This window comes from Brevundimonas sp. UBA6550 (assembly GCF_002434505.1).
GTDB lineage: Bacteria > Pseudomonadota > Alphaproteobacteria > Caulobacterales > Caulobacteraceae > Brevundimonas.
The window spans coordinates 159,790-182,088 of sequence record NZ_DJKE01000005.1 but is presented as its reverse complement, the minus strand read 5'-3'; the positions used below and the strand labels follow the sequence as shown (position 1 = coordinate 182,088).

Here is a 22,299-nt window from a genome sequence, read left to right as displayed (position 1 = left end):
TCAGGCGCCTCTCGGTCGGATGGAGCCGCCGCCCCTGGGCGGTTGGCGGCTGGCTTCTTGCGGACCCTGGGAGCGACTTGAGCCGCTCCCGCCCAAGGCCGCGGCGTTGGCGAAGTCGGCGAGGCCAGCGCTGGCTCCGCCCGCGATGCCGGCGGCGATGGCCGGAGTCTGCAGGAAGAAGATCGCTCCCAGCAGGCATAGGGCGATGAAGATCAGCCCGCCGATCATCGGGTCGGCCCCCTGGATCGCGCCCCACTGGTCGCGCACGAGCGACAGGACGAGCTGGAAAATGACGATGATCAGGGCGAACAGGACGAGATAGTTCACCGCCTGGCTGAGCCAGCCGAAGAAGAAGCGGCGGGTCGCGTCGAACAGGGCGCAGGCGATGAAGATCGGGCCTAAGGTGACGAGCAGGGCCAGAGCCAGCTTGGCCACCAGCACCACGCCGAAGCCGAGGGCCGCGGCCAGGGTCCCGATGATGAAGACGGCGGCCGAGACCACCCAGGGGCCCGGATTGAAGGCGGAGCCGTCGCGCGAGATGTCCTCGCCCAGCCAGGCAGCATAGGCGAAGAACTGGTCGAAGGCCGCGCCGACGCTGGGGGTGTCCGCGCCGCTGACCGCCCGGGTCAGGGCGTTGGGCAGGCCGGTGAACAGCGGCTCGGTGACGAACGTGGAATAGGCGGCCGTGGTCGCCAGCAGATAGAGGAAGGCCAGCTTCAGCGACCGGACCGCGAAGTCCATCACCGGTTCGCTGATCGCGCCCCTCAGGATGGCGACGCCGTAGAGCACGACATAGAGGACCAGAGCGATGCGCAGCGGACCCTCGACTTCGGCGATCACCGACGACAGGCGGTCGCCCAGAAAGACGTTGAGCCGTTCGTCGATGAAGTCATAGCTGGGCTCGAAGACGCGAAAGCTCATCGTCGGGATCCTCAGAAGGCCCGCTCATAGACGCGCATCCGCGCCTGCCGACGCGCTTCGGCCAGGCCCTGACGCGCCGCTTCGCATTCGCGCTCGGCTCGACCGGCGTCGCAGGCCGCCACGATCGCTTCGGCCGCGTCGGGATCGGCGGCGAAGTCTTCTGCGGTCCGCTCGGGCGACCCGCAGCCGACCAGGCCGAGGGCGACGATCAGGGCGGAGCGTCTCACCGGAACGCCCTTTCATAGACGTCCATGCGCGCCGTCCGGGCGGCTTCGGCCCGTTCGCGGGCGCGCTGCTCCTCGAGGCGCGCCTCAGCCGCCTGGGTCAGGGCGAGACCCTGCAGCCGGACCTGCTCATTCTGGATCAACGCCTGCTCGGCCGCGAGGCGGGCCTCGAGGTCGAGGACGGCGCGGGCGTTGGGTGCTGTGTCGAGGGCGGAGCGGAGCGTCTCCAGACCCTGTAGACGCCGGTCCGCGGCGCCGCCGACCGCCTCGCCGACGGCCAGATCGCGCGCGGTGCGCGCGCCGGCGCGTTCGAGGCTGTCGCGGTAGTAGGCCTCCGCCGGATCGAGGTCGCCCGCCGGCGGCGTATAGAGCCGGGTGTCGCGGCGGATGGCGTCGGCGCGGTCGGCCAGGTCGCCGAGCGCGGACAGGTCGCCGTCGGCGGCGGCGCGAAGCGCGCGCATGTCGGGCAGCGGATTGCGCACCGTCGGCAAGCCGAGTTCGCCGGCCAGGGCGTTGACGCCGGACAGGTCGTTCAGGCTGTCGAACAACTGCCGGCCCTGTTCGACCTGGGTCTGCAGCGCCCTCAGCTGGTCCAGCGTCGTGCGCGCCTCCTCGATCATCTGGGCCAGGGCCCGGGGATCGTGGACGATCTGCTGCGCCTGGACCGTCGGGGCGGCGGCGAGGACGAGGGCGGCGGCCGCCGCGGCGAAGGGAATGCGGGCTCTCACAGGAACCTCCTCTGGTGATGGAAGGGGTCGCGCCAGCGCGCGTAGTCGTCGCCCATTTCGGCGCGCAGCCGGTCGAGCAGGGCGGTGGTCTCGGACCGGCCGGACAAGACCGACAGGGCGTCGTCCATGCCGCCGAGATCCAATTCCACCACCACGCTGTCGTGGCCCTGCTTCACCAGGAAGCGATGCGACTCCGGGGTCAGCACCTCGCGTACGAGGCGGAACTCCTCGTGGGTGAGGCCGAAACCGTCGACATAGTCGCGCGCCTGGCCGTGGGCGTTGGGCAGGAAGATTTTGGTTGCGCACTGCTCGAGGATGGCGTGGGCGATCGGGGAGCGCAGGGCGTCGGCCGGCGACTGGGTGCCGAACACCATCAGGGCATTCTGCTTGCGCCAGGTCTTGAGCCCGTCCTGAGCGAGATCGGTGAAGGCCGGGTCGCCCAGCACCTTCCAGAACTCGTCGATGTCGAGGACGAGCCGACGGCCGTCGACCCGCTCGGCGATGCGGTGGAAAAGATACATCATGGCCGGGGTGCGGACCTCGTCGTGGTCGAGCACCTGGGTGATATCGAAGCCGGCGAAGCGGGCCTCCAGGCTGAGGGCGTCGTCGTCATTGTCGAGCACCCAGCCGAGGGGGCCGCCGCGCTGCCAACGCTCCAGCCGGGCCCCGACGCCGCCGGCGTCGCCCTGGCCAAGCAGGCTGCGCAGGGCGGCGATGGAACGACGCTCGCGCGGCAAGGCCTCCAGGGCGGCGACGCCGTGGTCGATGGCGCGCGCCTCGGGCACGGTCAGGGTTTCATTGGGGCGATCGACGAGGGCGCGGACGAGGCGGACAAGGAAGGCGCGGTTGGCCGGGGTCGGCTCGAGGGCCTTGAAGGGCGCGAAGCCCGTGGGCTCGCCGTTGCGCAGGGCGAGGTAGGTCCCGCCGCAGGCGCGGACGAAGATCTCGGCACCGCGGTCCTTGTCGATGAACAACTGCTGGGCGTCGAACCGCTCCAGCTGCGCCAGCATGAAGTTCTGCACCACCGTCTTGCCCGACCCGGACGGCCCGCAAATGAAGGTGTGCCCGAGATCGCCGACATGGAAGTTGAACCAGAAGGGTGAACCGGCCGTGGTGCGCAGCACCGCGACGGCGTCGCCCCAATGGTTGCCCCGGGCCTTGCCGACGGGATGGGCGTGGAACGGCGCCAAGGCCGCGAAATTGCGCGAGGTGATGGCGGCGGGCCGGGTGCGGCGGGCGAAGGCGCCGGGGAACTGCGACCAGAAGGCCGCCTCCAGTCCGAGATCCTCGCGCGCCACCACCAGACCGGAGTCCGCCAGAATGGCCCGCGCCTTGGACAGGTGATCGGCCAGGGCCGACGGGGTGTCGCCGTGGACGAGGATCGACGCCTGGTGCTCGCCCATGACGAAGCGGTTGCTGACGAGGTCGTCGAGCGCCTCGGACAGGCCGTTGATCTGGGAAGCCGCACGATCGCGCGCGGACACCATCTGGTTCTGCTTGCGCTCCATCACCGTGCGGGCGGCGGCCTTGGACAGGAAGGCGAAGGACTGGCTGGCGACGAAGCCGAAGCGGACGCTCAACAGGTCGTCCCACAGGCCCGGACGGGTCGCCGCCGGGTATTCCTTCACGGCCAGGACGCCGGCGTAGCGGGCGTCGGCGACGTCCCGAAGCTCCAGGGTCTCGCGGCCGAAGATGATCCGCACGGTATGGATCGCCGCGCCGAGGTGGCCGAAGACGATCGGAACCGGGGAGCGCCGGCCCGTCAGGACCAGACGCATGATCTCCATCGGCTCCGAGAACCACAGGCCGCCCCGCTCATAGAGGTCCAGCCGGCGCGGCGCGTAGCGGTCGAGGTATTGAACCAGGTCGCGCCCCGCCTCCTCGATCCGCTGGATGTGGGCGATCTCCACCTCGGCGTTCGCCCGGCGCGCCGCCTTCAGCCGACGGGCCAGCGCGGCGGCCCGATCGCCAGCGTCGCGACCGGGGTGCAGGACGAGGGTGACGAAGAGCTCGTTGATCCAGAGCTGTCGCCCCGCGACACGGTCGTCGTAGAGGCCGCCCAGTTCGCCGGCGAAGTCCGAGCGAAATCCCGTCGACCGATCCAGCTCGACCGGACGCCGCACCACATGGTGCCAGACCGCCAGGCGGTCGTCGGCGAGGTTGCGCCAAGCCTGGTTCAGCTTGACGTGCCAGTCATTGAGGTCGCGCGCATCGGCGGTCTCGAAACTGGCCCCGTCGATCTGGAACACCATCATCAGGGCGCCGCTGTCGAGCGCGACCACGGCGTCCGAGACATGCCGCGCATAGGGCAGGTGCGGCCGGGCGTCGGCCTCGCGCCGGAGCCGAGCGGCGCTGACGCTTCCCTCAGCCACGGGACAACTCCACCGGCCGATAGCGCCGGACCAGGGAGAGCGGCGTCACCGAGCTGCCGCCCCAGAGCGCCGCGTTGCGCGACCGGCCCTTGGTGTCGACGTAGACGAACAGCAGTCGAAAGGCGTTGTGGTCGGCTCGGCAGATCGCCCGAAACACCAGATGCAGGCCCGGGGCGACTAGAAGATAAAGCAGGCTGCCGCCGACGAGGAAGACGACGCCCGACAGGATGACGTTGACGCCCATGGCCTCCATGGGCACGCCCAGGATCATCGCCGGCCGGGTGCAGGCCAGGAACAACGGATCCTCGGTCAGGCGTTCCTCAGCCATGCGCGCCTCCCGCTGGCAGACGCGACAGGGCGAGGCCGATGGCGAGGCCGGAGGTTAGGCCGGCGACGATCTGGGCGAAACGTTTGGGCGAGATCAGCTTCAGGCCGAGCATCAGGCCCAGGGCCAGGAGCGCCGTGATCGATCCGATCGTCAGCCAGGGGGGCGGGGCGTCCATCAGGCGCCGCCGGTGATCAGGTTGACGATTTCGGCCGCGCCGAAGACGACCACGATGCCGAGCACCACGATGGCCGCCCGTCGCAGATCGAACAGGCCGAACATCCACAGGATGCCCACCACCACGACCGCCAGGACGGCCAGCAGCCGGGCGGTGTTGCCGGTGAGCATGTCGACGACGTTCTGCAGCAGACCCTCGACATTGGCCGAGGCGAAGGCCGGCTGAACCAGGATGAGGCTGGAGGCGAGGGCGATGGCGCCGGCGGCGCCGAGCCTGCGAACGGTCGCGGGGGCGGTCATCGTGAAATCTCCCTGTCCGGGGTTGCGGTGAAGGTCAGGACGAGGCTCGTCCGGGCGCGCGAGAACACATCCCAATCCGGCGGCGGCGATGGCGGCGAGGGCTGGGGTGGTGGAGCGTCAGCGAGGGGTTCGACGGGTCGCAGCACCTGCAGGCCGAGGGTGGCGGCGGCGGCCTCGACCCTGGCGACGTAACCGTTGCGGAAGCCGCGCTCGGGATGGCCGGTGTTGTAGCGGGAGAGGGCGACCCTCAGCGTCGTCTGACGATCGACTCCCTCGACGGGACGGTATCCCGCGCGCAGGACGGTCCCGGCAGCGGCGAGGTTGCGGCACGGATCGAAGGCGGCCTCGACAGAGAGGCCGAGCCATCCAAGATTGTCGCTATTGATCTGGGCCACGCCGAGATCGAGGTTCGCGCCCCGGGCCAGAAGGCTCCGCGCCACACGGGCCGCCTCGGTCGTGTCGCGCGGCGCACGGGCGGGCCGGGGACCGCGGTTGACCCCTATGGCGTTCGGATTGAAGCGGCTTTCCGCATAGGCGACGGCCGCCAGGGTTTCCGGGGCCACCTGCGGGGCGCAGGCCTGGGACAGGCTGAGGATCAGGGCGAGGTCCAACAAGGCGGGCTCCAACGTGAGCCCCAAGCAAAACCGATGAGTCCCGACGACCGCGACCCGCGACCCTCCCGCCGGGAATCTACGGTAGGAAGGTTCGCGGTTCCGGCGGCCGCTGCGCGGCTGCCAGTTGCGCCACGGCCTGTACGCGGGTCCGGACGCCGAGAATCCGGCAGGCGGCCATGAGATGCTCGTCGACTGTTCGGGGCGACAGGCCGATACGATCGCCGATCATGGCGGAGGTCAGACCCAGAGCCGCCAGGCCCAAACATTCCCGTTGGCGAGCCGAAAGACGGTCGCAGGAAGAGGAGGCGGTGATGGGATGAGGCGTGACGACTTTCATCCCCGAATCCAACCGCGCAACCTGTCCCGCGCGCCAGTCCGCGACTCTCGGACCGCAAGTCTACGACCGTGGAGGAAGGTGCTAGGGGCCGTCGCCGGTCCCATCGTCCCGGGCGGGCGCTATCAACCGTCCGCGGCGGTGTTCAAGCCAGGCCTCGGCTTCGGCGTCGCGTCGAACGGACTGATCGGCGAGGTCCTTCAGGGTTCTAGTGAAGGCGTTGATGATGGTGCGGGCGTCCAGATCGCCGATGGCGTCTCCGGCCTCTTCGTCGAACTCCTGCAGCGCCACGGCGAGGATTGTCGCCAATTTGTTGTCGGCGCACCGCAAGGCGAAGGCGGGTGACCCGAGGGCCAGGGCGGCGAGGATCCCGTGCGGATCGCTCTCGGTGACTTCGGCAAAGCGGTGAATGCGCTCGAGATTGATCCGACCGGCGCCGGACTCGAAATGCTCATAGGAGCGCAGCGCCATGTTCATGCCCTGGGCGACGTCCGCGGCCCGCATCCGCCGGTGGGACCTGATCAGACGCAGGCTGGAGGAGAGCACCGCGTTCGCCGTCTGGGTGTGTCGGGCGTCCATGTCTCCAGTTACTCCCTCGCCTTCGGCGCTACACGACTACGAAGCGAGTGCACCCCTACAGGTTGAAAAATGCCTTAGCGATGCGTCAAATGAAAGCCTAGAAAGATCAACAGCATAAAAGCTACGGATACCACGCAACTTTCTTGCGGACATCAGTATAGGAGGCGCCCATGACGCGATCACCCCGAAGCTTGCCGGTCGTCGATCTGCATTGCGGGCGGGGCCGCAGGCGGTCGTGAGGCAGCGCGATCCCTTTGGCCAGGCGCTTGCCAGCCTGCGCGCCGCGCTCGAGGATGGCCTCGCGCCCGGCCAGCATCTGTCCGTGGTCGACATCGCCGCGTCGCTCGGGCTGAGCACCAGCCCGGTGCGCGAAGCCCTGTCCCGCCTGTGCGGCGAAGGTCTCGTCGAGGATCGCCGCGGTCTGGGTTATTTCACGCGCGCCACCCCTCTGGAGGATGTTCTGGGCCTCCTGGACCTGGAGGCCGCCCATGTGCGTCTTGCGGCGCTCTGCGTGCCGGCCGCCCAGCCTCGGGACGGCTCGGACGCGGCGGTCGAGGCGTGGATCGACGACCTGGCCGACGCCTGCGACAATCAGCCCTTGGTCGAGAGTCTCGTTCGCGTGCGGCGTCGCCTGGCGCCGCTCAGACGCCTGAATGGTCCGACCAAAGCCGCCGGTCCTGTGCCGGGGAGCGACGTCGAGGCCTACTACGCGCGGTGGCGGACCGCCGCCACGGGGCTCGCATCCCGGATCCGACGGATCGATCCAGATCAGTCGAAGTATACACGAAATATAGTTTGAATCGATTTGCTTTCAGGCGCTGATGGTTCGTCGTCGACGTTTTGTCGGCCTTCAAAACAGGAGACGACCATGACCAAGAGCACCTCGCGCCTCGTGCGCCTCGGGGCTGCCCGCACCCTGACCCGCGCGGTCTCGCGCGGCGAATTCGACGAGCTGAACCCGGTGCTGAAGTACACCATTCCGCCCAGCGAATGATCGGACGGGCCGCTTCGGCGGCCCGGACGTCCGGGCCCGGCCTTGCCCCGGACGCCGCACCAAGAGGCCATCCTGACATAGGAGAGGGATCCATGAAGATCCAAACCGCGACGCGAGTCCTGCGTCTGGGGGCCGCCCGTCGGCTGACTCGGGCGATCCTGATGGGGCCGTTCACCGAGTTGAACCCGGCCCGTCACTGGACGATGCCGCCGGAATGAGCCCAGGGGGCCGTCCGTATCGGACGGCCCCGCCGGGGCCTGCCGCAGAGCGGACTAGCCGAATTTAGCCGCAACAAGGAAGGGTCTAGGAATGGCCGATGCGCTCCGCGCCGATGACGGTGACTGCGGCTGGCTCGCCGAGGGAATTCACGCGGTCCGCGTCGGTGAAGATCTAGTCCTTCTCGATCTCGCCGCAGACGCCTATCTGTGCCTGCCGGAGTGCGGCGATCTCCGGATCGAAGGACGGCGCGCTCTGGGGTCGATGGACGATCTTCTTCGTCTGGCCGCCGAGGAACTGGTGCATCCGACGTCGGCGCCGGACGACCGGGTCCCGCCGCCGGCTCTGCGGTCCGCGCGCCTTCCGCCCGCGCCGCCGATCCGGCCGACCCTGCGGGACCTCGCAACCTTCGGCGTCATCTGGCTCGACGTGGTGCGGCGCCGGCCGACGCTCCTTGACCTTAGCCGGCGATACGCCCGGCGGCGGCGGCGCCGGTCGGATCCCGACGCGCTCGCCGCGCGGGTTGAAGTGTTCCGTCAGCTGCTGCCGCTGGCGCCTTGGACCGGCGCCTGTCTTCTCCAAGCGGAACTGCTGCTGCGTTTCCTCAATGCGGCGGATCTCGACGCGGACTGGGTGTTCGGGGTTCGCACGTTCCCCTTTCTCGCCCACTGTTGGCTACAGATCGGCGAACAGTGCGTCAGCGAGGCCCCGGAGACCCTGACCGTCTACCGGCCGATCATGGTGATCTGAGATGGGAGCGGACTGCGCGATCATTCTCGTCGGCGACGACCCGGCCGCGCTCGACGCCTTGGTCGCGCCCGTTCGGCAGCGCCTGAGCCGGAACGGCTGGTCGCGCAAGTCCCACGATCCCTTCATCCAGGTGTTCGCCCCGACCAGCGGGCGGCTCGAGGTCGCCCGGGGGCTCGACGGACACGGCGTGGTGATCGGCGAGGTCTACGACGGCGAGGGGCAGGCGCTGCCGTTGCGAGCGCGAGGCGCCTTGGGATGCCGACGTCTGGACGCGGCGCGCGCCCGCATCGTCTGCTCAGACCATTGGGGGCGATACCTTCTGGTCCGGCGGGTCGAGGGGGATGTCGCCGTGATCCGCGATCCGTCGGGCGCGCTGGATTGCGTCGTCTGGCGCAAGGCTGGGGTGACCCTGATATCGACGAGCGCCGCAGCCGTCATCGATCCCTGGTTGCCAGACGGGATCGCGCTGGACTGGGACGCGGTCGCCGCCTTGGTGGCGCGCCCCGGCGAGCACCGGCACCGGCTGGCCTTGACCGGATTGCAGGCCGTCGCCGGAGGCGAACTGCGGGTCGTCGGGGAGGGCGTCAACCGGGCGCACCAGATTTGGCGACCCGCAGAGGTGTATCGCGACCGGGCCTCGCGTCCGGAGCCGGACCTTCGAGGGACAGTGGAACGGTCCGTGCGGGCCTTGGCGGGCGACAGGCGCTGGATCGCCGAGGTCAGCGGCGGCCTGGACTCCGCCATCGTGGCCGGCGTCATGACCCTCGACCAGCGCCGCAGCGTCGCTGAATGGGTCAATCACTACGTCGATCAGCCCGAGGGCGACGAAAGGGCTTACGCCCGCGCGGTCGCAGGGCTGCACGGCTTCAGCCTGACAGAGGTGCGGCGCGACGGCCTAAGGCTCGACGCCGCCCGTCTGGCCGCCTGCGCCGAGGCCTTCCGGCCGGCCGCTAACGACATCGATCCAGACTACAACGACGACATCGCCGACCGGATCGAGGCGACGGGCGGATGGGGCTCGCTGACGGGGCAGGGCGGCGACGCGGTCTTCTTTCAGATGCCCAGCCTGCTGATCGGACTGGACGAGATCTGGGAGCGGCGAGGTCGGGCGCGGTGGACGGTCCTGCATCGGCTCTCGCGCTGGCTTCGGCGCCCCCTGTGGCCGACGGCGTTGGTCAAGGACTGGCGCGAAGAGGTCCGCCATCGGGCCGGCTGGGAGCATCCCTGGCTTGACGATCTGGACGGCGTGCCACCGGCCAAGGCCTTGCAGATGTCCGCCCTGGCCTTCTGTCAGACCTTTCAGGGGCCGGCGGTTCGCAACCGTCTCGGTCCCTGCATCAATCCGCTGCTTAGCCAGCCGGTGGTGGAGGCGGGGCTGGCCCTGTCGGCGGTCGATCTGACCTGGGGCGGACGCGACCGCGCCGCCGCGCGCGCCGCCTTCGCGGACGTCCTTCCACCTTCGATCCTGGATCGTCGCTCGAAGGGCGAACTGGGCGCCTACTATGGCGGCGCGGTCGCCAGGCATCTCGACTTCCTGCGTGATTATCTGCTCGGCGGAGCCTTGGCGGAGGCGGGGTTGATCGCTCCCGGCCTCGAGGACCGCCTCAACCCGCGACGCCCTGCTGTGGCGCGGCGGGCATTCCCACCTGCTCAGTCTGGCGCTAACGGAGGCCTGGGTGCGTCGCTGGCGCGAGCGGCTGGACTGTCGGATCCCCTGAGATGCCGGTCGAACCAATCCCGGACCTGGTCGTAGTAGAGCCGGATGTTGCCCGGGCTCTGAACGCCGTGGTCCTCGCCGATCAGCAGGGTCAGCGCCACAGGGCGGTTCAGACGGTGCAGAGCGCCGTAGAGCTGCTCCGACTGCCCGAGCATCAAGTCGTACTCTCCCACCACCAGAAGCGTCGGCGCGGTGATGCGGTCCGCCTGCTCAAACGGACTGTTGCGGCGATACCGGTCCGGGGCCCGCCAGTAGGCGTCGCGCATATCGGCCTGGCCGGATTCCAGCCAGCGGGCGCTGGCCGTCGCGGCGAGAGAATGCCCGCCTTCCAGCCGCAGGGTCGAGCCGACGTCTCCGATGACCGTCGAGAAATTCATCGGCCCGTTCAGCGCCACCACAGCGTCGAAGCGAGGAGACTGGGCCGCACTCATCACCGCCGACCAGGCGCCGAAGCTCCAGCCCCACAGGCCGATGCGGTCCCCATCGACCAGCCCTTCCTTCGCCGCCGCATCGACGACCGACAGGATACGCTGGGCGAGGCCATCCGCCGGTTCCGGAGTTGCGGGGAGGTCCGGGATGAGGATGGCGTAGCCCGCCGCGACCATCAGCTGGGGCGCAAGGGACAGGCTGGTAGACTCCCGCCGCATCCACCACGGCGGGGCGGGGTAGGCCTCGCCCTGATAGGGCACCACGATCACGGGCGGCGGCACCATCGGGTTCGGCGGGGGGTAGAGCCAGCCGTTCGCGCCGCCGACGCCGGTGATCCGTCGGGGCGCCGCGACCGCGATCCGGTCGAGTTCGGGGTTCAGCCGCCAGACCACCTCCCGGCGTTGGCCGCGCTGCAGGCGAAGTACGATGGGTCCCTCCTCGGGCCCACTCCGGTCGAGGCCGATCTTTCGGCTCCAGCTGATCGCGGCCCCGGGCGTCGCCTCGACGCATCGGGACTCCGCCTCAGGATCGGCCCAGACCTGGCACAGTCGCCCGTCTGGACGCGCGACCACGGCGAAGGTCGCCTTCAGCGGACCGCTCTGCGCCCGCAATCCGAAGGGACCACGGGAGTTTACGACCGACGCGGCGGTCCCGAGATCGGCGAGCTCGCCGCTTGCGCCAAGGCGCGTGACGCGACCGCCGCTGGTGAACAGAACCGAGGAGCGACCCTCGGCGACGAGCCGGGCGTCCGGAGACAGGCCCGTGAGCGGCAGGCTGTCGGCGCCGGCGACGAACCAGCCCTCGCGGGACCCGGAGCGGCCCTTGAAGATCGGGACGCCGCCCAGCCAACCGCCCTCGGCCGTCGCCATGCCCTGGAAGTCGATCGGCGTGATGGGGTGCGCCCCGGCCGGGGTCACGTCCCGCGTCGCGCCGTCCGGGGCCACGGTCAAAAGCCGGGCCGGTTCGTCGCCGATCGTCGCCACCAGAAGGGCGTCGGAGGCGGGCGACCAAGCCAGCAGGCTCGTCGAGATGTTGCCGGTCTCAGGCGGCCGGACGGCGGCCCCGGTTGTTAGATCAACGATCTCCAGCCCCCGGGCGCGGCGCACCTCGCTCGCGGTGTCGGCGGACGGCGGCGACAGGAGGGGACCATCCAGGAGCATCGCGGCGTATCGTCCGTCCGGAGAGGCCTCGAGGTCGAGGAAGGGACCGTCGGCGATCGCCGCGGCCTCCCCGGTGACGGCGTCGATCCGCCAGAGGCGTCGCGGCGACAGGGCCTCGGGCGGTCCGTCCCCGCCCACCGTGATCGCGGCCGGAAACCCAGCCGTCGCCGCCGCCCTCAACGCCAGCAGACGCGCCTGTTCCGCGCGGGGACCGGCCAGTCTCGGAGGAAGCGCCCCGTCCGGCATGCCAAGAACAACGAGGGTGTCGTCGGTTAGCCATTCCAGGGACCGGCCCCACAGGCCGAGTTCGGGCGCCACCTCAGTCCAGACCACGCGTCCGGTCGCGAATTCGACGATCCCGAGCCGCCATTCGTCGTTCCGAAGCCGAAGCACGGCCAGACGCCGGCCGCCCGGCGAGAAGGCGCCGAGGGAATAGCCGGTGTCTTCCGCCATCGGCAGGAGCGGTCGCGGACGGCCCGGGGCATCGAGGTCGATGCGGTAGAGCCGGGCGTACCGGTTGGCGCCTTCGGCCTCCAGATCATGGCGGGGAAGATCGCCTCGGGCGCGCCGCTCCTCAAAGACGGCGACCGCGCCGGACGGATCGATGGCGACCCGTCCGAAGCTCTCGAGCCCCAGAATGACATCCACCGTGAGCGGCTCTTGCCGGGCCAACGCCGGGCACGCCGTCGCGAGCAGGCCCGCGAGGGCCAAAGCGACCGTGCGCATGGACGATCACCAGCGCTTGACGAGCTGAAGGGAGATCTGCCGGCCCAGCACATTAGTGTTGGCGGCGTCGTAACCGATCCCCGCCGGCGCATCGTAGAAGGGCGGCTCCTCATTGGTCAGATTGAGCACATTCAGGGTGAGCGAAAGACCTTCACCCCATCCGTTCTGAAGGTCGTAGCGGACCTGGCCGTCGATGGTGATCCAGTCGTCGATCCCCCGACCGTTGACCCGATCGCGTCCTCCGCTGACATGATTGAGGGCGCCGCCGAGCGTGAGCGGACCCCGGAGCCACTGGGCGCCGAAGCGGCCCCGCCAGCGCGCCGGAAAGTTCGGGGCGCCGAGCAGGTCCTCGGTTGGGGATGCAGCGGTGACCGTCCGGTCGTTGGTCAGGAGATGGGTCACCGTCGCGTCGAGCGAGATGTCGTCCGAGCCCAGGGTGAAGCGATAGCGCGTCGAAAGGTCGAGCCCTTCGACCTCCAAGGCGGAGGCGTTGACGTACCGGTTGTCGATGACGGCGCCGTAGGCGGTCGCCGGGAAAACGTTCGGATTGAAGTTGCCCGGGTGGCTGAGAAGAGACTGGACATAGGCCAGGTCGTCTGCGTTGGAGCCGGGACTCACATAGCGGATGAAGGGGGCCAGGGTCGGGTCGTTGAGCGCGTTGATCAGGTTCTCCGCGACCAGGTTCGCGATCCGGTCCTCGAAGGTTGTCCGAAACCAGCCGGCCTCGATTCGCAGCCCTTCGGCGGCCGCGGGCGTCCAGACGAAGCCCGCCGTCCACGACTCCGCAGTCTCCGGGATGAGGTCGGGGTTGCCTCCATACTGGACGATGCTGATCACATTGGAGCCGGCGCGGTCCAGGAAGACCGGGCCGAGCCGGTAGGCGCTGTTCAACTCCCTTAGCGACGGGGCGCGGAACGAGGTGCCGTAGCTGGCGCGCACGAGCAGATCGGGCGTTGGGTTGTAGAGGACGCCGACCTTGGGATTGCTGGTCTGGCCGATCCCTTCATGGTCCTCGATACGACCGGCGAGCGACAGCTCCAGTCGCTGGAGGCCAGGCCTGGCGTTGTCGGGCCCCACGAGCGGGGCGCGCAGTTCGACGAAGGCGGCCGAGACATCGCGCTCGAACGTCGTCGGGGCGGCGATGCGCGGCGCCGCGCCGGAGATGAAATTCTCGCCGGAGGTTTCGAAGCGCTCCTGGCGATAGTCGAGGCCCACCGCCAAGCGCAGGTCGCCGCCCGGTAGGGCGAAGAGGACCCCGTCGGCCTTGAGGTTGAAGGAGCCGACCGTGCTGATGTTCTCGGACCGCAGGTAGCCGGACCCGATGAAGGCCAACAGGGCCGAGCTATGGACGGCGGGATCACCATAGGGGTTGAAATAGCCGTCAACCGCCGGGTTGAAGGGGGTCGATGGATCGTTCGGCGTGGCGCCCAGGGCCTCGTCGAGCCTTGTCGTCTGCACCCGGTTCGAGGCCGTGAGGCCGGTGGTTTCGCGACCACCGCTCAGATAGGCCGCCAAGTTCCAGCCGGCGAATTCGCCCGTGATCCCGACAGCGCCGCCGACGCTGCGGGAGAAGCCTTCATCACGGCCCGGTCCCAGGTCGTTGATGAAGGAATAGGCGATCTCCTGGTACGGCTCGCCCGCCACCGGTACAAAGAAAGGGTTGTCCGGCGTCACGAACAGAATGCCGATGTCCGCCACCGAATCCTGGCTGTAGGTCCGGTCGGTGTAGCGAAGGTCGCCGTCTAGGCTGAAGCCGCGTGGAAGCTCCTGCCGGCCCGCCACGAACAGGCTGTGCCGGCGCTGGTGCGGCAGGCTCCACAGGCCCTCCATCTGGTTGGTCAGATTGACCTCGCCGGGGCGAAAGTCTCCCGGCGTGAGGCCGACGCCGTTCTGGTTGCGAGGGATGGCGTAGACCGGTTCATAGGATCCGCTGACCGGATCGAACGCCATGAGGTTGCCCGGGGCCGCATAGGTGAAGCGCCAGTCCGAGCCACCCAACGGACGCAGGTCCGCATTCGCAGTCGCACGACGGTCGGCAGCGCGCAACTCGCCCCGGTCGTGGAACTCATAGGCGGCGATGAGGCCGCCGCTCGACCAGTTGAAGCCGCCGCTGTGGGACAGCAGCGTCTCCTCAGCCCCGCCGTCGCTCGTGCCGCCGACGCGCAGCCGGGTCTCGGCGCCGTCGAAGCGAGACTTCAGGATGATGTTGACCACGCCGCCCACCGCGTCCGCGCCGTAGAGGGCCGAAGCGCCGTCGAGCAAAACGTCCGCCCGCGCGATCGCGCTGCTGGGAAGATTGGAGATGTCCGAGAAGTCGCCGGCGCTGCCTGTGCCCGCAATGCGCCGGCCGTTGACCAGGACGAGGGTCGCGTCCGCGCCCAGACCCCGCAGGTTCACGCCGGTCGCATAGGCCGAGTTGCGGCTCGTGCGGTCCGCCCCCGTACCGGCCGAGCCCTCATAGGCGGCTCCCGTGAAGTTCTGGGGCAGGGCGGCGAGCGTCTCGGCGACCGTCGCGCGACCCTGCCGGGCGATGTCGTCCTGGGTAATGACGGTGACCGGCGAGGGACTGTCGGCGCCCCGCAAATAGGTGCCTGTGACCACGACTTCCTCAAGCTGGGTGGGCTCCGGTTCGGCCTCGGCGCGGGCCGAGGGATCCACGAGCACGAAGACCGTCGGACGGCTCCGGCGATAGGTCAGGCCCGTCCCGCGCAGGAGCTCCCCGAGCGCGGCCTCAGGCGTGTAGTCTCCAGTGAGGGCGCGGGCCTGTCGGCCGGTCACGAGAGCGCTGGGATAGAGAATCTGCAGACCGCTCTGCTGGGCGAACACAGGCAGGCTGCGCTCGAGCGGACCGGCTCCGATGCTGAACGTCCGGACGGCCTCGGTCGATTGCGCGATGACCGGCGTCGCGACACCCAGCATGAGCGCTGCAAGCGCGGTTGAAGTGAACTCTTGACCCATGATTTCCCCCTCTTTTCTACCCGCGGCTTTGCGGGGCGGGGAGGAGACGTTGGGTCGCGGTGCGTCCCCTAAGTCCGGACGCAGATTATTTTCACGCCGGCCCCGAGAGGATCAGATGGCCGTCGGCCGCCGTGACAGCCTCTAGGTGATAGAGGTCACGCAGCGCGGCCACGAAGCCGTCAATATCCCCGGCGTTGAAGACGCCGCTGACGTGGATCGACGAAACGCGTTGATCGCGAAGCTCGATCGGCTTGGCGCTGTAGCGGTTCACCTCCGCCACGGCCGCGGCGATCGGCGTGTTCTCGAACGTGAGCCGCCCGTCCGTCCAACTGGTTGCGGCCGGGACATTGACCGCGAGCACCCGGGGCGTCGGAGCCGAGGTGGTGACCTGCTGGCCGGGCGCGAGGGTCCACTGGGCGGTCGCTGAAGACGGCTTGTGGACGTCGACGCGGCCTTCGACCAAGACGACACGCGCCCCTGATTCGGATCGCCGGACATCGAACCGCGTGCCGATGGCGGTGACTTCGGTGTCGCCCGCCTGGACGAGGAAGGGCCGCGCGGCGTCGCCCTCGACCTCGAACATGGCGCGTCCGGCGGCGAGCGTGACCAGGCGACGGGCGTCGGTGAAGCGAACCGTGACCCGGGAGTCCGTGTCGAGGATGATTCGGGTGCCGTCTTCCAGCCGCACGGTCCGTTGTTCGCCGATCGCCGTGGCGTAGGCGTCCGGCCGCTGCAGGGACCACCAGGTCAGGCTTCCGGCGCCGATCACAAGCGCCAGCGCGCCCGCGACGCCGAGCGGGATGAGACGGCCGGTGTCGCGCATGCGGCGACGCGGGCGCGCCTTCTCGACCCGCCCCAAAGCCTCATCAGCGAGCCCGGCCATCGCGGGGCCTTGCGCGAGCGTTCCGGCCGCGTCCCACATGGCTTCGAGACGGCTGAAGGCGCGCGCGTTCTCGGGGTCCCGCCGCCACGCGCTGAACGCCTTGATGTCGGTGGTCGTGACCTTGCGCTGGTTCAACTTGCTGAACCAGTCGGCGGCTTCCTTGCGCCTGATGTCGGCTTCAGCCTCGATCATCATCCGTTTGCCTACAGGTTCAGCCGAGACGCGCAGTACTCGAGCGCCCTGGACATTCGCCATTCCACCGTTTTAACGCTGATCTCGAGCGACAGGGCGATCTCCGGATAAGTCATACCGCCAAAGCGGTTCAAGACGAAGACGTCGCGGTAGAGTTGCGGCATGGACCGGATAACCTGTTCGAGAAGGACGTGGTCGAACTGCGCCGCGGCCTCGGCCTCGGCAGGTCTTTGGAGCGCCTGGCTCTGGCGGCGCCGGCCCTCTCTTCGGCTTTCATCGCGGACCAGATTGAGGGCGATCTGAAGCAGGAACGCCTTTGGATGCCGGATGTCCGACAGGGCGTAGGGCGCCGCCCTGAGGTAGGTCTCCTGGACCACATCCGCCGCAGCGTCAGCGCCGATATGAGGGCGCAACCGACGATCCAGCCAGGCGGCGTATCGCCGATAGAGACGATTGATCCCGTCCTGCGCCTCCACCCCTAGCTGCTTCGTATCGGTCACCACAGATCTCCGACCTCTCGACGAGAGGGACGGGAATCCCGGCGTGGCCGCGCGATTCCGGGCAGGCGCGCCCAGGCGCGCCCTCAGAAGGCGGCAACCGGCGTACGCTCAGAGCGACAGCCGTCGATGATTTGATATCGCACAGGGGATTCCAGGCCCCTATCGGCGCGAACGCCGACGGCGAAACATGAATCAAACGGAATCCCGACGCAAGTGGGAGGGGTCGGGCGTTGGAATCCTCTGCGAACGAGGCCCGTTACTTCAGCGCTCAGCGCCGCCTCCGTCAGCGACGAACCCCGGCTCAAGCTGTGCCCCTATCTCGCGGCGCCCGACGCCTCGCTGTAGGCGGAGGCTGTCAGGGGTTCAAGCGCCGGGGGCTCCCCGCGACCGCAAGAAACCTGCGGGCGACCCGCAATTGATCGACGTTGCGCGCCTCTAAACCCGCCGTGTACGGAAGGAGTAGGACAACCCGTGGTGTAGTATGGAAGCTGTCTCCGAAGATCCGGATCGTGCGTCGCCCGTGGTTTCCCTGAGCTCGCGCGAACAGGAATGCCTTCAGTGGGTCTGTCGCGGGAAGAGCTCTTCCGACATCGGGATAATCTTGTCCCTGTCGCCGCGCACCGTGGACAGCTACCTGGAGAAGGTCTGCTCGAAGCTTCGGGTACGGACCCGGATCGAGGCCGTGGCGTCCGCCGTTCGGCTGGGTCTCATCGATCCGGGATGAGGAGAGGGGGCGGGCCAGGAACTTCTGTGAGGAAGCCCGGCGTTTCGCCGCCGATCGCCGCCGACGCTTGCGCGTCCCCTGGCTCTCGATCGGCGCCTATCGTTCCCGGAACCCGCCACGCTCTTCCTACATCCCGAGCGTCGTCGATGCACGAGGGTCTTTGCACAACATGTCCTGCACGAGGGGTTCCGGGTCGTTTCGGCGCTGCCGATCAGGCCAGGGTGCCGATAGCTAGGCCGATCCGCCCAAGCCCATTGATGTTTTTGCGTGGCCATTTTCATGGCGCCTCGACCTGTCGAATCTCAGTGCAACACTGTGCCGCTTATCGGATCGACGTGCCGCAATTGGCCGGCCGCGTCCTGGACTAAGACCTCGACGTTCGAGCCTCGGTCGATGAGCGTGGTCGCCCGGACCAAGGCGGACTCGATGGCGTCGACACTGAAATCGAAATGGCCGGCATCCTGGCCGTCCCGCAAGACGCGCCAGTCGCCGTCGCCCCGTATGACCGTGAACTGGACGGTGTCAGAGGAAGTCGCCAAGGGATCACTCCTTCCGTGGGGGTGAGGCTCGACAGTCCATCGGTCGCTTTCTCAGGGCAGATTCACGATGGCGCGGATCCAGCCGATGTGCTGAAGATGCTCTAGCCCCTCGAAGAGCGGGAAGGCGACCAACATGATCAGGCCGTCGCGCAGGGTGGTGAGGAAGAACCGCGGCCGCACCGCGATCACGTCCTGATCTCGCCATTTGCGAAAGTCTGGCCAAAAGCGCGGCGTTCGAGCGAGATAAGTGGTGTAGGTCGGTCGGAAGGCGGCTGAGAGCCAAGCCTCCTCCCGCTTGACGGTGGCGACGAAAACAATCACCGCGATCAGCACGAACAAGGCGGAGATCGCCAGGCTGCCGGTCTGGGCGCCCATGCCAAAGGCGCCGATGAAGCTGAAAACATAGAGGGGATTGCGCGTGATCGAATAAGGCCCGCGATCGACGATCTCGGCCTTCTTGCGCCCGCCGATATAGAGCGAGCACCAGGCGCGGCCGACGATGCAGACGACGATGGCGGCGATGCCGAAGGTCCCGAGACCTTCGTGCAAGGCCGTTTCGCCGCCGATCGTCTCACTGATCGCCGCCAGGGCCATCACGGCGACAATGCCGACCAGGAGGACGCCCTTTCTGATCAGTTGCACGCGACGAAGGTCAATGGCTTGAATGGTCGACATCGTGGCTCCTTCCGCGCGGGCGGTCTCTGACCCGGGCCCTTCATACCCCTACGCGGGAGGCGGCGTCAGCCCTTGATCTTCGTCTGATCGCGGCGCGCGTTGAGGGCGCGGTTCTCGACGAGAATGCGACGCCAGATCAGCATGGCGTTCAGCACGCTCCATGCGACGGCGATCCAGACCTGGCCAAGCATCAGCGGCAGCACCGCGATCTCCAGCGAGGCGACGACATAGTTGGGGTGACGCATGAAGCGATAGGGCCCCGTCCGAACCAGCGAGGCGCCCGGCACGGTGATAATCCGCGTCGTCCAGTAAGGGCCGAGGCTCCATATGATCCAGGCCCGCCCGAACTGCAGGACGATATAGGCGAGCAGGCCCCAGGCATTGGGCAGGGTGGACCAGGGTGTGAAGATCGCGATCGCGATGAGCCAACTGGCGTGCAGGACGACGAAGAGCGGGTAGTGTCCAGCGCCGATCTCGACGCCGCCTCGCTGGAGGAGCCTGCGGGTGTTGCGCCGCGCGAACCAGAGCTCCCACAGCCGCTGGGCGGCGACGAGCGCGAGGATCAGCGGGACAATCACTCTGGATGCACTAGCATCAAACCCGCAGTGAAGCCGGGACCGAGCGTCGTGAGCAGCAGCGGTCCCTCGACCCCATCGCCCAGCATCGCCTTCAGCACGAACAGCACGGTGGCGGCGCTCATATTGCCGTGGTCACGCAGAACTTTGCGCGTATGGCTCAGGCTTCCTTCGGTCAGCTCGAAACAGGTTTCGAGCGCGTCGATGACCTTGGCTCCGCCGGGATGACACACGAAGCCGCCGACGTCCGCGGAGGTAAGCCCGTTGTCAGCCAGGAAACGCGTCGCCACCGGCCGGAAATCCTCCTGGACGAGCGTGGGAATGTCGCGGCTGAACACCACCTTCAGACCGTCGTCGGCGACGTCCCAGCCCATCACGTCCAGACTGTTGGGCCAGGTATGCTCACGGCTGGCTCCGAGAACCGGCCCGGTCATGTCCTCCCGGCAGCTGATCACCGCCGCCGCGGCGCCGTCGCCGAACAGGGCAGTGGCCACCAGGTTCGACTTCGACCGATCCTGCGCGCGAAAGGTGAGGGCGCAACGCTCGACCACCAACAACAAGACCCGTTCCTCGGGATAGGCGCGCGCGAGGTCGGCGGCGCGCGCCAGTCCGACCACTCCCCCCGCGCAACCCAGGCCGAAGATGGGAAGCCGGCGCACATCCGGTCGAAACGGCATCACCTGCATGAGCCGAGCGTCCAGCGCGGGGGTGGCCACGCCCGTGGTGCAGACGACCAGGATCGCGTCGATGTCCTTCGGTTGCAGCCTGGCCTCCGAGAGCGCCCGGGCCGCGGCGTCGGCGAGCACCTCGACGGCGTTACTCAGAAACAAATCATTGCGCTCGGAAAAGCTGTGTCTGTGGAGATACCAGTCAAGCGGGACGCAGGAGTGTCGCGTTTCGATCAGGGCATTGGCGTAGATGGGGGCCAACCGCTCGAAGCCGCCGTGGGTGGTGGCGAACAGATCAGCCCCGTTCGCCGCCACCTCCTGTTGCTTCAACACATGCGGAGGCCAGGCGAGAGCGAGCGCGTTCAAGCGGGGGGCGGGCGGCGGCAAAGCAACTCCGAGGGTCTTCTGGCGGTCCCGCCATCATCGATAGCTAGCGCCGGCCGCCGGATGAAGTTCCTCTGAGCCAGAACCGGGCGTCGGGGGCGGCTCGGCTTTCGCTCGTGGTCCTGGGCAAGGCTTGGCGGGCGACGAGTGGATGGGAGGATCCTCTTCATTAGCGCATACCCCCGTCCAATTCGGTTAGACCCTGGTTGGCACGAGGCCGTAACGGCCGGCCGATATTGCCCGGTCGATCGCTGAAACAGCATGCCGCGAGGGATCGGGGCGCGGGAGACGTAAGACGAGTCAGGGGCGTCTGTTGAGGAGTTTAAGTTGACCCGTTTCAAGATCGCATCACTCGCCGCGACCGTCGCGGCGCTTTCCCTGCTCGCCGGTCAGGCGGATGCGCACGCGCGTCTCGTAAGCGCCACGCCGGCCGCCGGCGTTGCGGTCGCGTCGCCGCGCACCATCAGTCTGACCTTCAGCGAGCGCGTGGCGCCGGCTTTCTCCGGGTTCGATCTCGTCAACGCGTCGGGCGCGACCATTCGTGTGCAGACGCGGGTGTCCGAGGACGGCAAGACGATTTCGGGCGCGCCGGCGAGGCCGCTGTCGGCCGGCGCCTATATAGTGAACTGGCGGGTGGCGTCTCCGGACGGCCACCGGATGACGGGGTCCACCAACTTCTCGGTCCGTTGATCAGATGGAGACAACGGTCGTCCTGTTGAGGCTGGGGCAGTACATCGGCGCCGTCCTGCTGTTTGGCGTCCCCCTGTTCTTCGCGTTCAGGATGCCGATGTCGGACGCGGCCGCCGAAAGGTGGCCGCGAACGGCGCTTCTGGTCGCCGCCGTGGCGACCGCCGCGGCCGCTCTCGTCAACCTCGTCGTCCAGACTGCTGTGATGGCGGGATCGCTCATCGAGGCGCTAAAGCCGGACTCGCTGTCCTACGTGGCCTTTGGCACCGGCCTGGGCGCCGGCTTTCTGGTTCGGGCGGCGATGGCCGTGTTGGCCGCGGTCCTGCTGCTCAGTCTTAAACCGGGACGCGGCGGCTGGATCGCGCTGACCGTCGTCGGCGCCGTGGTGAGCGCCAGCCTGGCCTGGACCGGTCACGGGGCGGCGACGGAAGGGGCGGGCCGGTGGCCGCATCTGATCGCCGACGTCGTTCACGCGCTCGCCGCCGGACTCTGGCTCGGCAGCCTGTTCGCGCTCTTGCTCATGCTGCGCGCCCGCCACGGGCACGCGGCGGGCGCGCCGGTGACCCACGCCGCGCTCGAGGGATTCGCCGGCCTGGGAACGCTCGCCGTGGTCCTGCTGACGATCACGGGTCTGGTGAACAGCGGTTATCTGATCGGGCTCAGCCGCCTCGCGAGCCTGTTGACGACCTCCTACGGCGTCCTCCTGGTCCTGAAGCTCGCCCTTTTCGCCGGCATGCTGGCCCTCGCGGCCTCGAACCGGTTCGTCCTGACCCCGCATCTCGGATCGGCGCTCGAGGACGAGCAGGCCCGTCCGCTCGCCTTGCGCCGCCTGCGGCGCAGCCTGGCCCTGGAGACCGTGCTGGCGACCCTGCTGCTTCTGGTCGTGGCGATCATGGGAACCCAGGCGCCTCCCGCCGCCATGATGTGAATGCGACGGGCGATCGGCGG

At 68.5% G+C, this 22,299-nt stretch carries 26 protein-coding genes; 8 read left to right on the top strand and 18 right to left on the bottom strand.

Going from position 1 to position 22,299, the window contains the following annotated elements; translation table 11 throughout:
* The 10 genes from B3Z70_RS04995 to B3Z70_RS04950 form a co-directional block, all read right to left on the bottom strand.
* Positions 1-921 (bottom strand): type IV secretion system protein, encoded by a 921-nt coding sequence (locus B3Z70_RS04995; protein ID WP_292044848.1) that lies wholly within the window; start codon positions 919-921, stop codon positions 1-3.
* A gap of 11 nt (positions 922-932) precedes the next feature.
* Positions 933-1,148, bottom strand: a complete 216-nt coding sequence (locus tag B3Z70_RS04990; protein WP_292044846.1) for an EexN family lipoprotein — start codon at positions 1,146-1,148, stop codon at positions 933-935.
* Entirely contained in the window at positions 1,145-1,873 is a 729-nt protein-coding gene (locus tag B3Z70_RS04985) for a type IV secretion system protein (RefSeq protein WP_292044844.1), read from the bottom strand. Before B3Z70_RS04985 ends, B3Z70_RS04990 begins: the two co-directional genes overlap by 4 nt.
* A complete protein-coding gene (locus tag B3Z70_RS04980; protein WP_292023713.1) occupies positions 1,870-4,245 on the bottom strand; it encodes a VirB4 family type IV secretion/conjugal transfer ATPase in 2,376 nt (791 codons plus the stop codon). Before B3Z70_RS04980 ends, B3Z70_RS04985 begins: the two co-directional genes overlap by 4 nt.
* Complete coding sequence (locus tag B3Z70_RS04975; RefSeq protein ID WP_292023715.1) at positions 4,238-4,573, bottom strand: type IV secretion system protein VirB3; 336 nt, start codon at positions 4,571-4,573, stop codon at positions 4,238-4,240. Before B3Z70_RS04975 ends, B3Z70_RS04980 begins: the two co-directional genes overlap by 8 nt.
* Complete coding sequence (locus tag B3Z70_RS04970) at positions 4,566-4,748, bottom strand: hypothetical protein (protein WP_292023717.1); 183 nt, start codon at positions 4,746-4,748, stop codon at positions 4,566-4,568. The genes B3Z70_RS04975 and B3Z70_RS04970 overlap by 8 nt, the downstream gene beginning before the upstream one ends.
* Positions 4,748-5,047 carry a TrbC/VirB2 family protein gene (locus B3Z70_RS04965; protein ID WP_292023719.1) on the bottom strand — a complete coding sequence of 100 codons (300 nt, stop codon included), beginning with the start codon at positions 5,045-5,047 and terminating at the stop codon, positions 4,748-4,750. The genes B3Z70_RS04970 and B3Z70_RS04965 overlap by 1 nt, the downstream gene beginning before the upstream one ends.
* Positions 5,044-5,661 (bottom strand): lytic transglycosylase domain-containing protein, encoded by a 618-nt coding sequence (locus B3Z70_RS04960; RefSeq protein ID WP_292044841.1) that lies wholly within the window; start codon positions 5,659-5,661, stop codon positions 5,044-5,046. Before B3Z70_RS04960 ends, B3Z70_RS04965 begins: the two co-directional genes overlap by 4 nt.
* A 76-nt stretch (positions 5,662-5,737) precedes the next feature.
* Positions 5,738-5,998: a helix-turn-helix domain-containing protein gene (locus tag B3Z70_RS04955; RefSeq protein WP_292023723.1), complete on the bottom strand. Its 261-nt coding sequence runs from the start codon at positions 5,996-5,998 to the stop codon at positions 5,738-5,740.
* Between the two features lie 81 nt (positions 5,999-6,079).
* A complete protein-coding gene (locus tag B3Z70_RS04950) occupies positions 6,080-6,574 on the bottom strand; it encodes a helix-turn-helix domain-containing protein (RefSeq protein WP_292044840.1) in 495 nt (164 codons plus the stop codon).
* Positions 6,575-6,809: 235 nt separating this feature from the next.
* On the opposite strand from B3Z70_RS04950, the gene B3Z70_RS04945 reads away from it, so the two are divergent.
* From B3Z70_RS04945 to B3Z70_RS04925, 5 genes are all read left to right on the top strand, one after another.
* Entirely contained in the window at positions 6,810-7,373 is a 564-nt protein-coding gene (locus tag B3Z70_RS04945; RefSeq protein ID WP_292023728.1) for a GntR family transcriptional regulator, read from the top strand.
* Between the two features lie 69 nt (positions 7,374-7,442).
* Positions 7,443-7,568, top strand: a complete 126-nt coding sequence (locus tag B3Z70_RS04940; protein ID WP_280513207.1) for a hypothetical protein — start codon at positions 7,443-7,445, stop codon at positions 7,566-7,568.
* A gap of 92 nt (positions 7,569-7,660) precedes the next feature.
* Entirely contained in the window at positions 7,661-7,786 is a 126-nt protein-coding gene (locus B3Z70_RS04935) for a hypothetical protein (RefSeq protein ID WP_292023730.1), read from the top strand.
* A gap of 91 nt (positions 7,787-7,877) precedes the next feature.
* Entirely contained in the window at positions 7,878-8,534 is a 657-nt protein-coding gene (locus tag B3Z70_RS04930) for a lasso peptide biosynthesis B2 protein (protein WP_292044838.1), read from the top strand.
* A 1-nt stretch (position 8,535) separates the two neighbouring features.
* On the top strand, positions 8,536-10,287 hold the full coding sequence (locus B3Z70_RS04925) for an asparagine synthase-related protein (RefSeq protein WP_292044836.1): 1,752 nt from the start codon (positions 8,536-8,538) through the stop codon (positions 10,285-10,287).
* Here the strand turns inward: B3Z70_RS04925 and B3Z70_RS04920 are convergent.
* From B3Z70_RS04920 to B3Z70_RS04905, 4 genes are all read right to left on the bottom strand, one after another.
* A complete protein-coding gene (locus B3Z70_RS04920) occupies positions 10,185-12,566 on the bottom strand; it encodes a S9 family peptidase (protein WP_292019420.1) in 2,382 nt (793 codons plus the stop codon). The genes B3Z70_RS04925 and B3Z70_RS04920 overlap by 103 nt on opposite strands.
* A gap of 6 nt (positions 12,567-12,572) precedes the next feature.
* Entirely contained in the window at positions 12,573-15,524 is a 2,952-nt protein-coding gene (locus tag B3Z70_RS04915) for a TonB-dependent receptor (RefSeq protein ID WP_292019422.1), read from the bottom strand.
* Between the two features lie 91 nt (positions 15,525-15,615).
* Positions 15,616-16,602 (bottom strand): FecR family protein, encoded by a 987-nt coding sequence (locus B3Z70_RS04910; protein WP_292019424.1) that lies wholly within the window; start codon positions 16,600-16,602, stop codon positions 15,616-15,618.
* A gap of 8 nt (positions 16,603-16,610) precedes the next feature.
* Positions 16,611-17,099, bottom strand: coding sequence for an RNA polymerase sigma factor (locus B3Z70_RS04905; RefSeq protein ID WP_174086280.1), 489 nt, complete (start codon positions 17,097-17,099; stop codon positions 16,611-16,613).
* Between the two features lie 481 nt (positions 17,100-17,580).
* On the opposite strand from B3Z70_RS04905, the gene B3Z70_RS04900 reads away from it, so the two are divergent.
* Entirely contained in the window at positions 17,581-17,823 is a 243-nt protein-coding gene (locus B3Z70_RS04900; RefSeq protein ID WP_174086279.1) for a helix-turn-helix domain-containing protein, read from the top strand.
* A 302-nt stretch (positions 17,824-18,125) separates the two neighbouring features.
* Here B3Z70_RS04900 and B3Z70_RS04895 read toward each other — a convergent pair whose 3' ends face one another.
* From B3Z70_RS04895 to B3Z70_RS04880, 4 genes are all read right to left on the bottom strand, one after another.
* The gene (locus B3Z70_RS04895; RefSeq protein WP_174086278.1) at positions 18,126-18,362 is read right to left on the bottom strand and encodes a hypothetical protein; all 237 of its coding nucleotides are present in this window, start codon (positions 18,360-18,362) and stop codon (positions 18,126-18,128) included.
* 51 nt (positions 18,363-18,413) lie between these two features.
* Entirely contained in the window at positions 18,414-18,956 is a 543-nt protein-coding gene (locus B3Z70_RS04890) for a methyltransferase family protein (RefSeq protein ID WP_292044925.1), read from the bottom strand.
* A gap of 146 nt (positions 18,957-19,102) precedes the next feature.
* A complete protein-coding gene (locus B3Z70_RS04885; RefSeq protein ID WP_292019429.1) occupies positions 19,103-19,615 on the bottom strand; it encodes an isoprenylcysteine carboxyl methyltransferase family protein in 513 nt (170 codons plus the stop codon).
* Positions 19,612-20,667 (bottom strand): type III polyketide synthase, encoded by a 1,056-nt coding sequence (locus tag B3Z70_RS04880; RefSeq protein WP_292044833.1) that lies wholly within the window; start codon positions 20,665-20,667, stop codon positions 19,612-19,614. Before B3Z70_RS04880 ends, B3Z70_RS04885 begins: the two co-directional genes overlap by 4 nt.
* Before the next feature lie 324 nt (positions 20,668-20,991).
* On the opposite strand from B3Z70_RS04880, the gene copC reads away from it, so the two are divergent.
* Positions 20,992-21,354 carry a copper homeostasis periplasmic binding protein CopC gene (gene copC / locus B3Z70_RS04875; protein ID WP_174086274.1) on the top strand — a complete coding sequence of 121 codons (363 nt, stop codon included), beginning with the start codon at positions 20,992-20,994 and terminating at the stop codon, positions 21,352-21,354.
* A 4-nt stretch (positions 21,355-21,358) separates the two neighbouring features.
* Positions 21,359-22,279, top strand: coding sequence for a copper homeostasis membrane protein CopD (gene copD, locus B3Z70_RS04870; protein ID WP_174086273.1), 921 nt, complete (start codon positions 21,359-21,361; stop codon positions 22,277-22,279).
* The last annotated feature ends 20 nt before the right edge of the window (positions 22,280-22,299 follow it).

Bases quoted from the DNA above. Each gene is read 5' to 3' on its own strand.
- B3Z70_RS04995 (WP_292044848.1), bottom strand. From the start codon at position 921: ATGAGCTTTCGCGTCTTCGAGCCCAGCTATGACTTCATCGACGAACGG.
- B3Z70_RS04975 (WP_292023715.1), bottom strand. From the start codon at position 4,573: ATGGCTGAGGAACGCCTGACCGAGGATCCGTTGTTCCTGGCCTGCACC.
- B3Z70_RS04970 (WP_292023717.1), bottom strand. From the start codon at position 4,748: ATGGACGCCCCGCCCCCCTGGCTGACGATCGGATCGATCACGGCGCTC.
- B3Z70_RS04965 (WP_292023719.1), bottom strand. From the start codon at position 5,047: ATGACCGCCCCCGCGACCGTTCGCAGGCTCGGCGCCGCCGGCGCCATC.
- B3Z70_RS04955 (WP_292023723.1), bottom strand. From the start codon at position 5,998: ATGAAAGTCGTCACGCCTCATCCCATCACCGCCTCCTCTTCCTGCGAC.
- B3Z70_RS04950 (WP_292044840.1), bottom strand. From the start codon at position 6,574: ATGGACGCCCGACACACCCAGACGGCGAACGCGGTGCTCTCCTCCAGC.
- B3Z70_RS04940 (WP_280513207.1), top strand. From the start codon at position 7,443: ATGACCAAGAGCACCTCGCGCCTCGTGCGCCTCGGGGCTGCCCGCACC.
- B3Z70_RS04935 (WP_292023730.1), top strand. From the start codon at position 7,661: ATGAAGATCCAAACCGCGACGCGAGTCCTGCGTCTGGGGGCCGCCCGT.
- B3Z70_RS04930 (WP_292044838.1), top strand. From the start codon at position 7,878: ATGGCCGATGCGCTCCGCGCCGATGACGGTGACTGCGGCTGGCTCGCC.
- B3Z70_RS04925 (WP_292044836.1), top strand. From the start codon at position 8,536: ATGGGAGCGGACTGCGCGATCATTCTCGTCGGCGACGACCCGGCCGCG.
- B3Z70_RS04920 (WP_292019420.1), bottom strand. From the start codon at position 12,566: ATGCGCACGGTCGCTTTGGCCCTCGCGGGCCTGCTCGCGACGGCGTGC.
- B3Z70_RS04915 (WP_292019422.1), bottom strand. From the start codon at position 15,524: ATGGGTCAAGAGTTCACTTCAACCGCGCTTGCAGCGCTCATGCTGGGT.
- B3Z70_RS04910 (WP_292019424.1), bottom strand. From the start codon at position 16,602: ATGATGATCGAGGCTGAAGCCGACATCAGGCGCAAGGAAGCCGCCGAC.
- B3Z70_RS04900 (WP_174086279.1), top strand. From the start codon at position 17,581: ATGGAAGCTGTCTCCGAAGATCCGGATCGTGCGTCGCCCGTGGTTTCC.
- B3Z70_RS04890 (WP_292044925.1), bottom strand. From the start codon at position 18,956: ATGGCCCTGGCGGCGATCAGTGAGACGATCGGCGGCGAAACGGCCTTG.
- copD (WP_174086273.1), top strand. From the start codon at position 21,359: ATGGAGACAACGGTCGTCCTGTTGAGGCTGGGGCAGTACATCGGCGCC.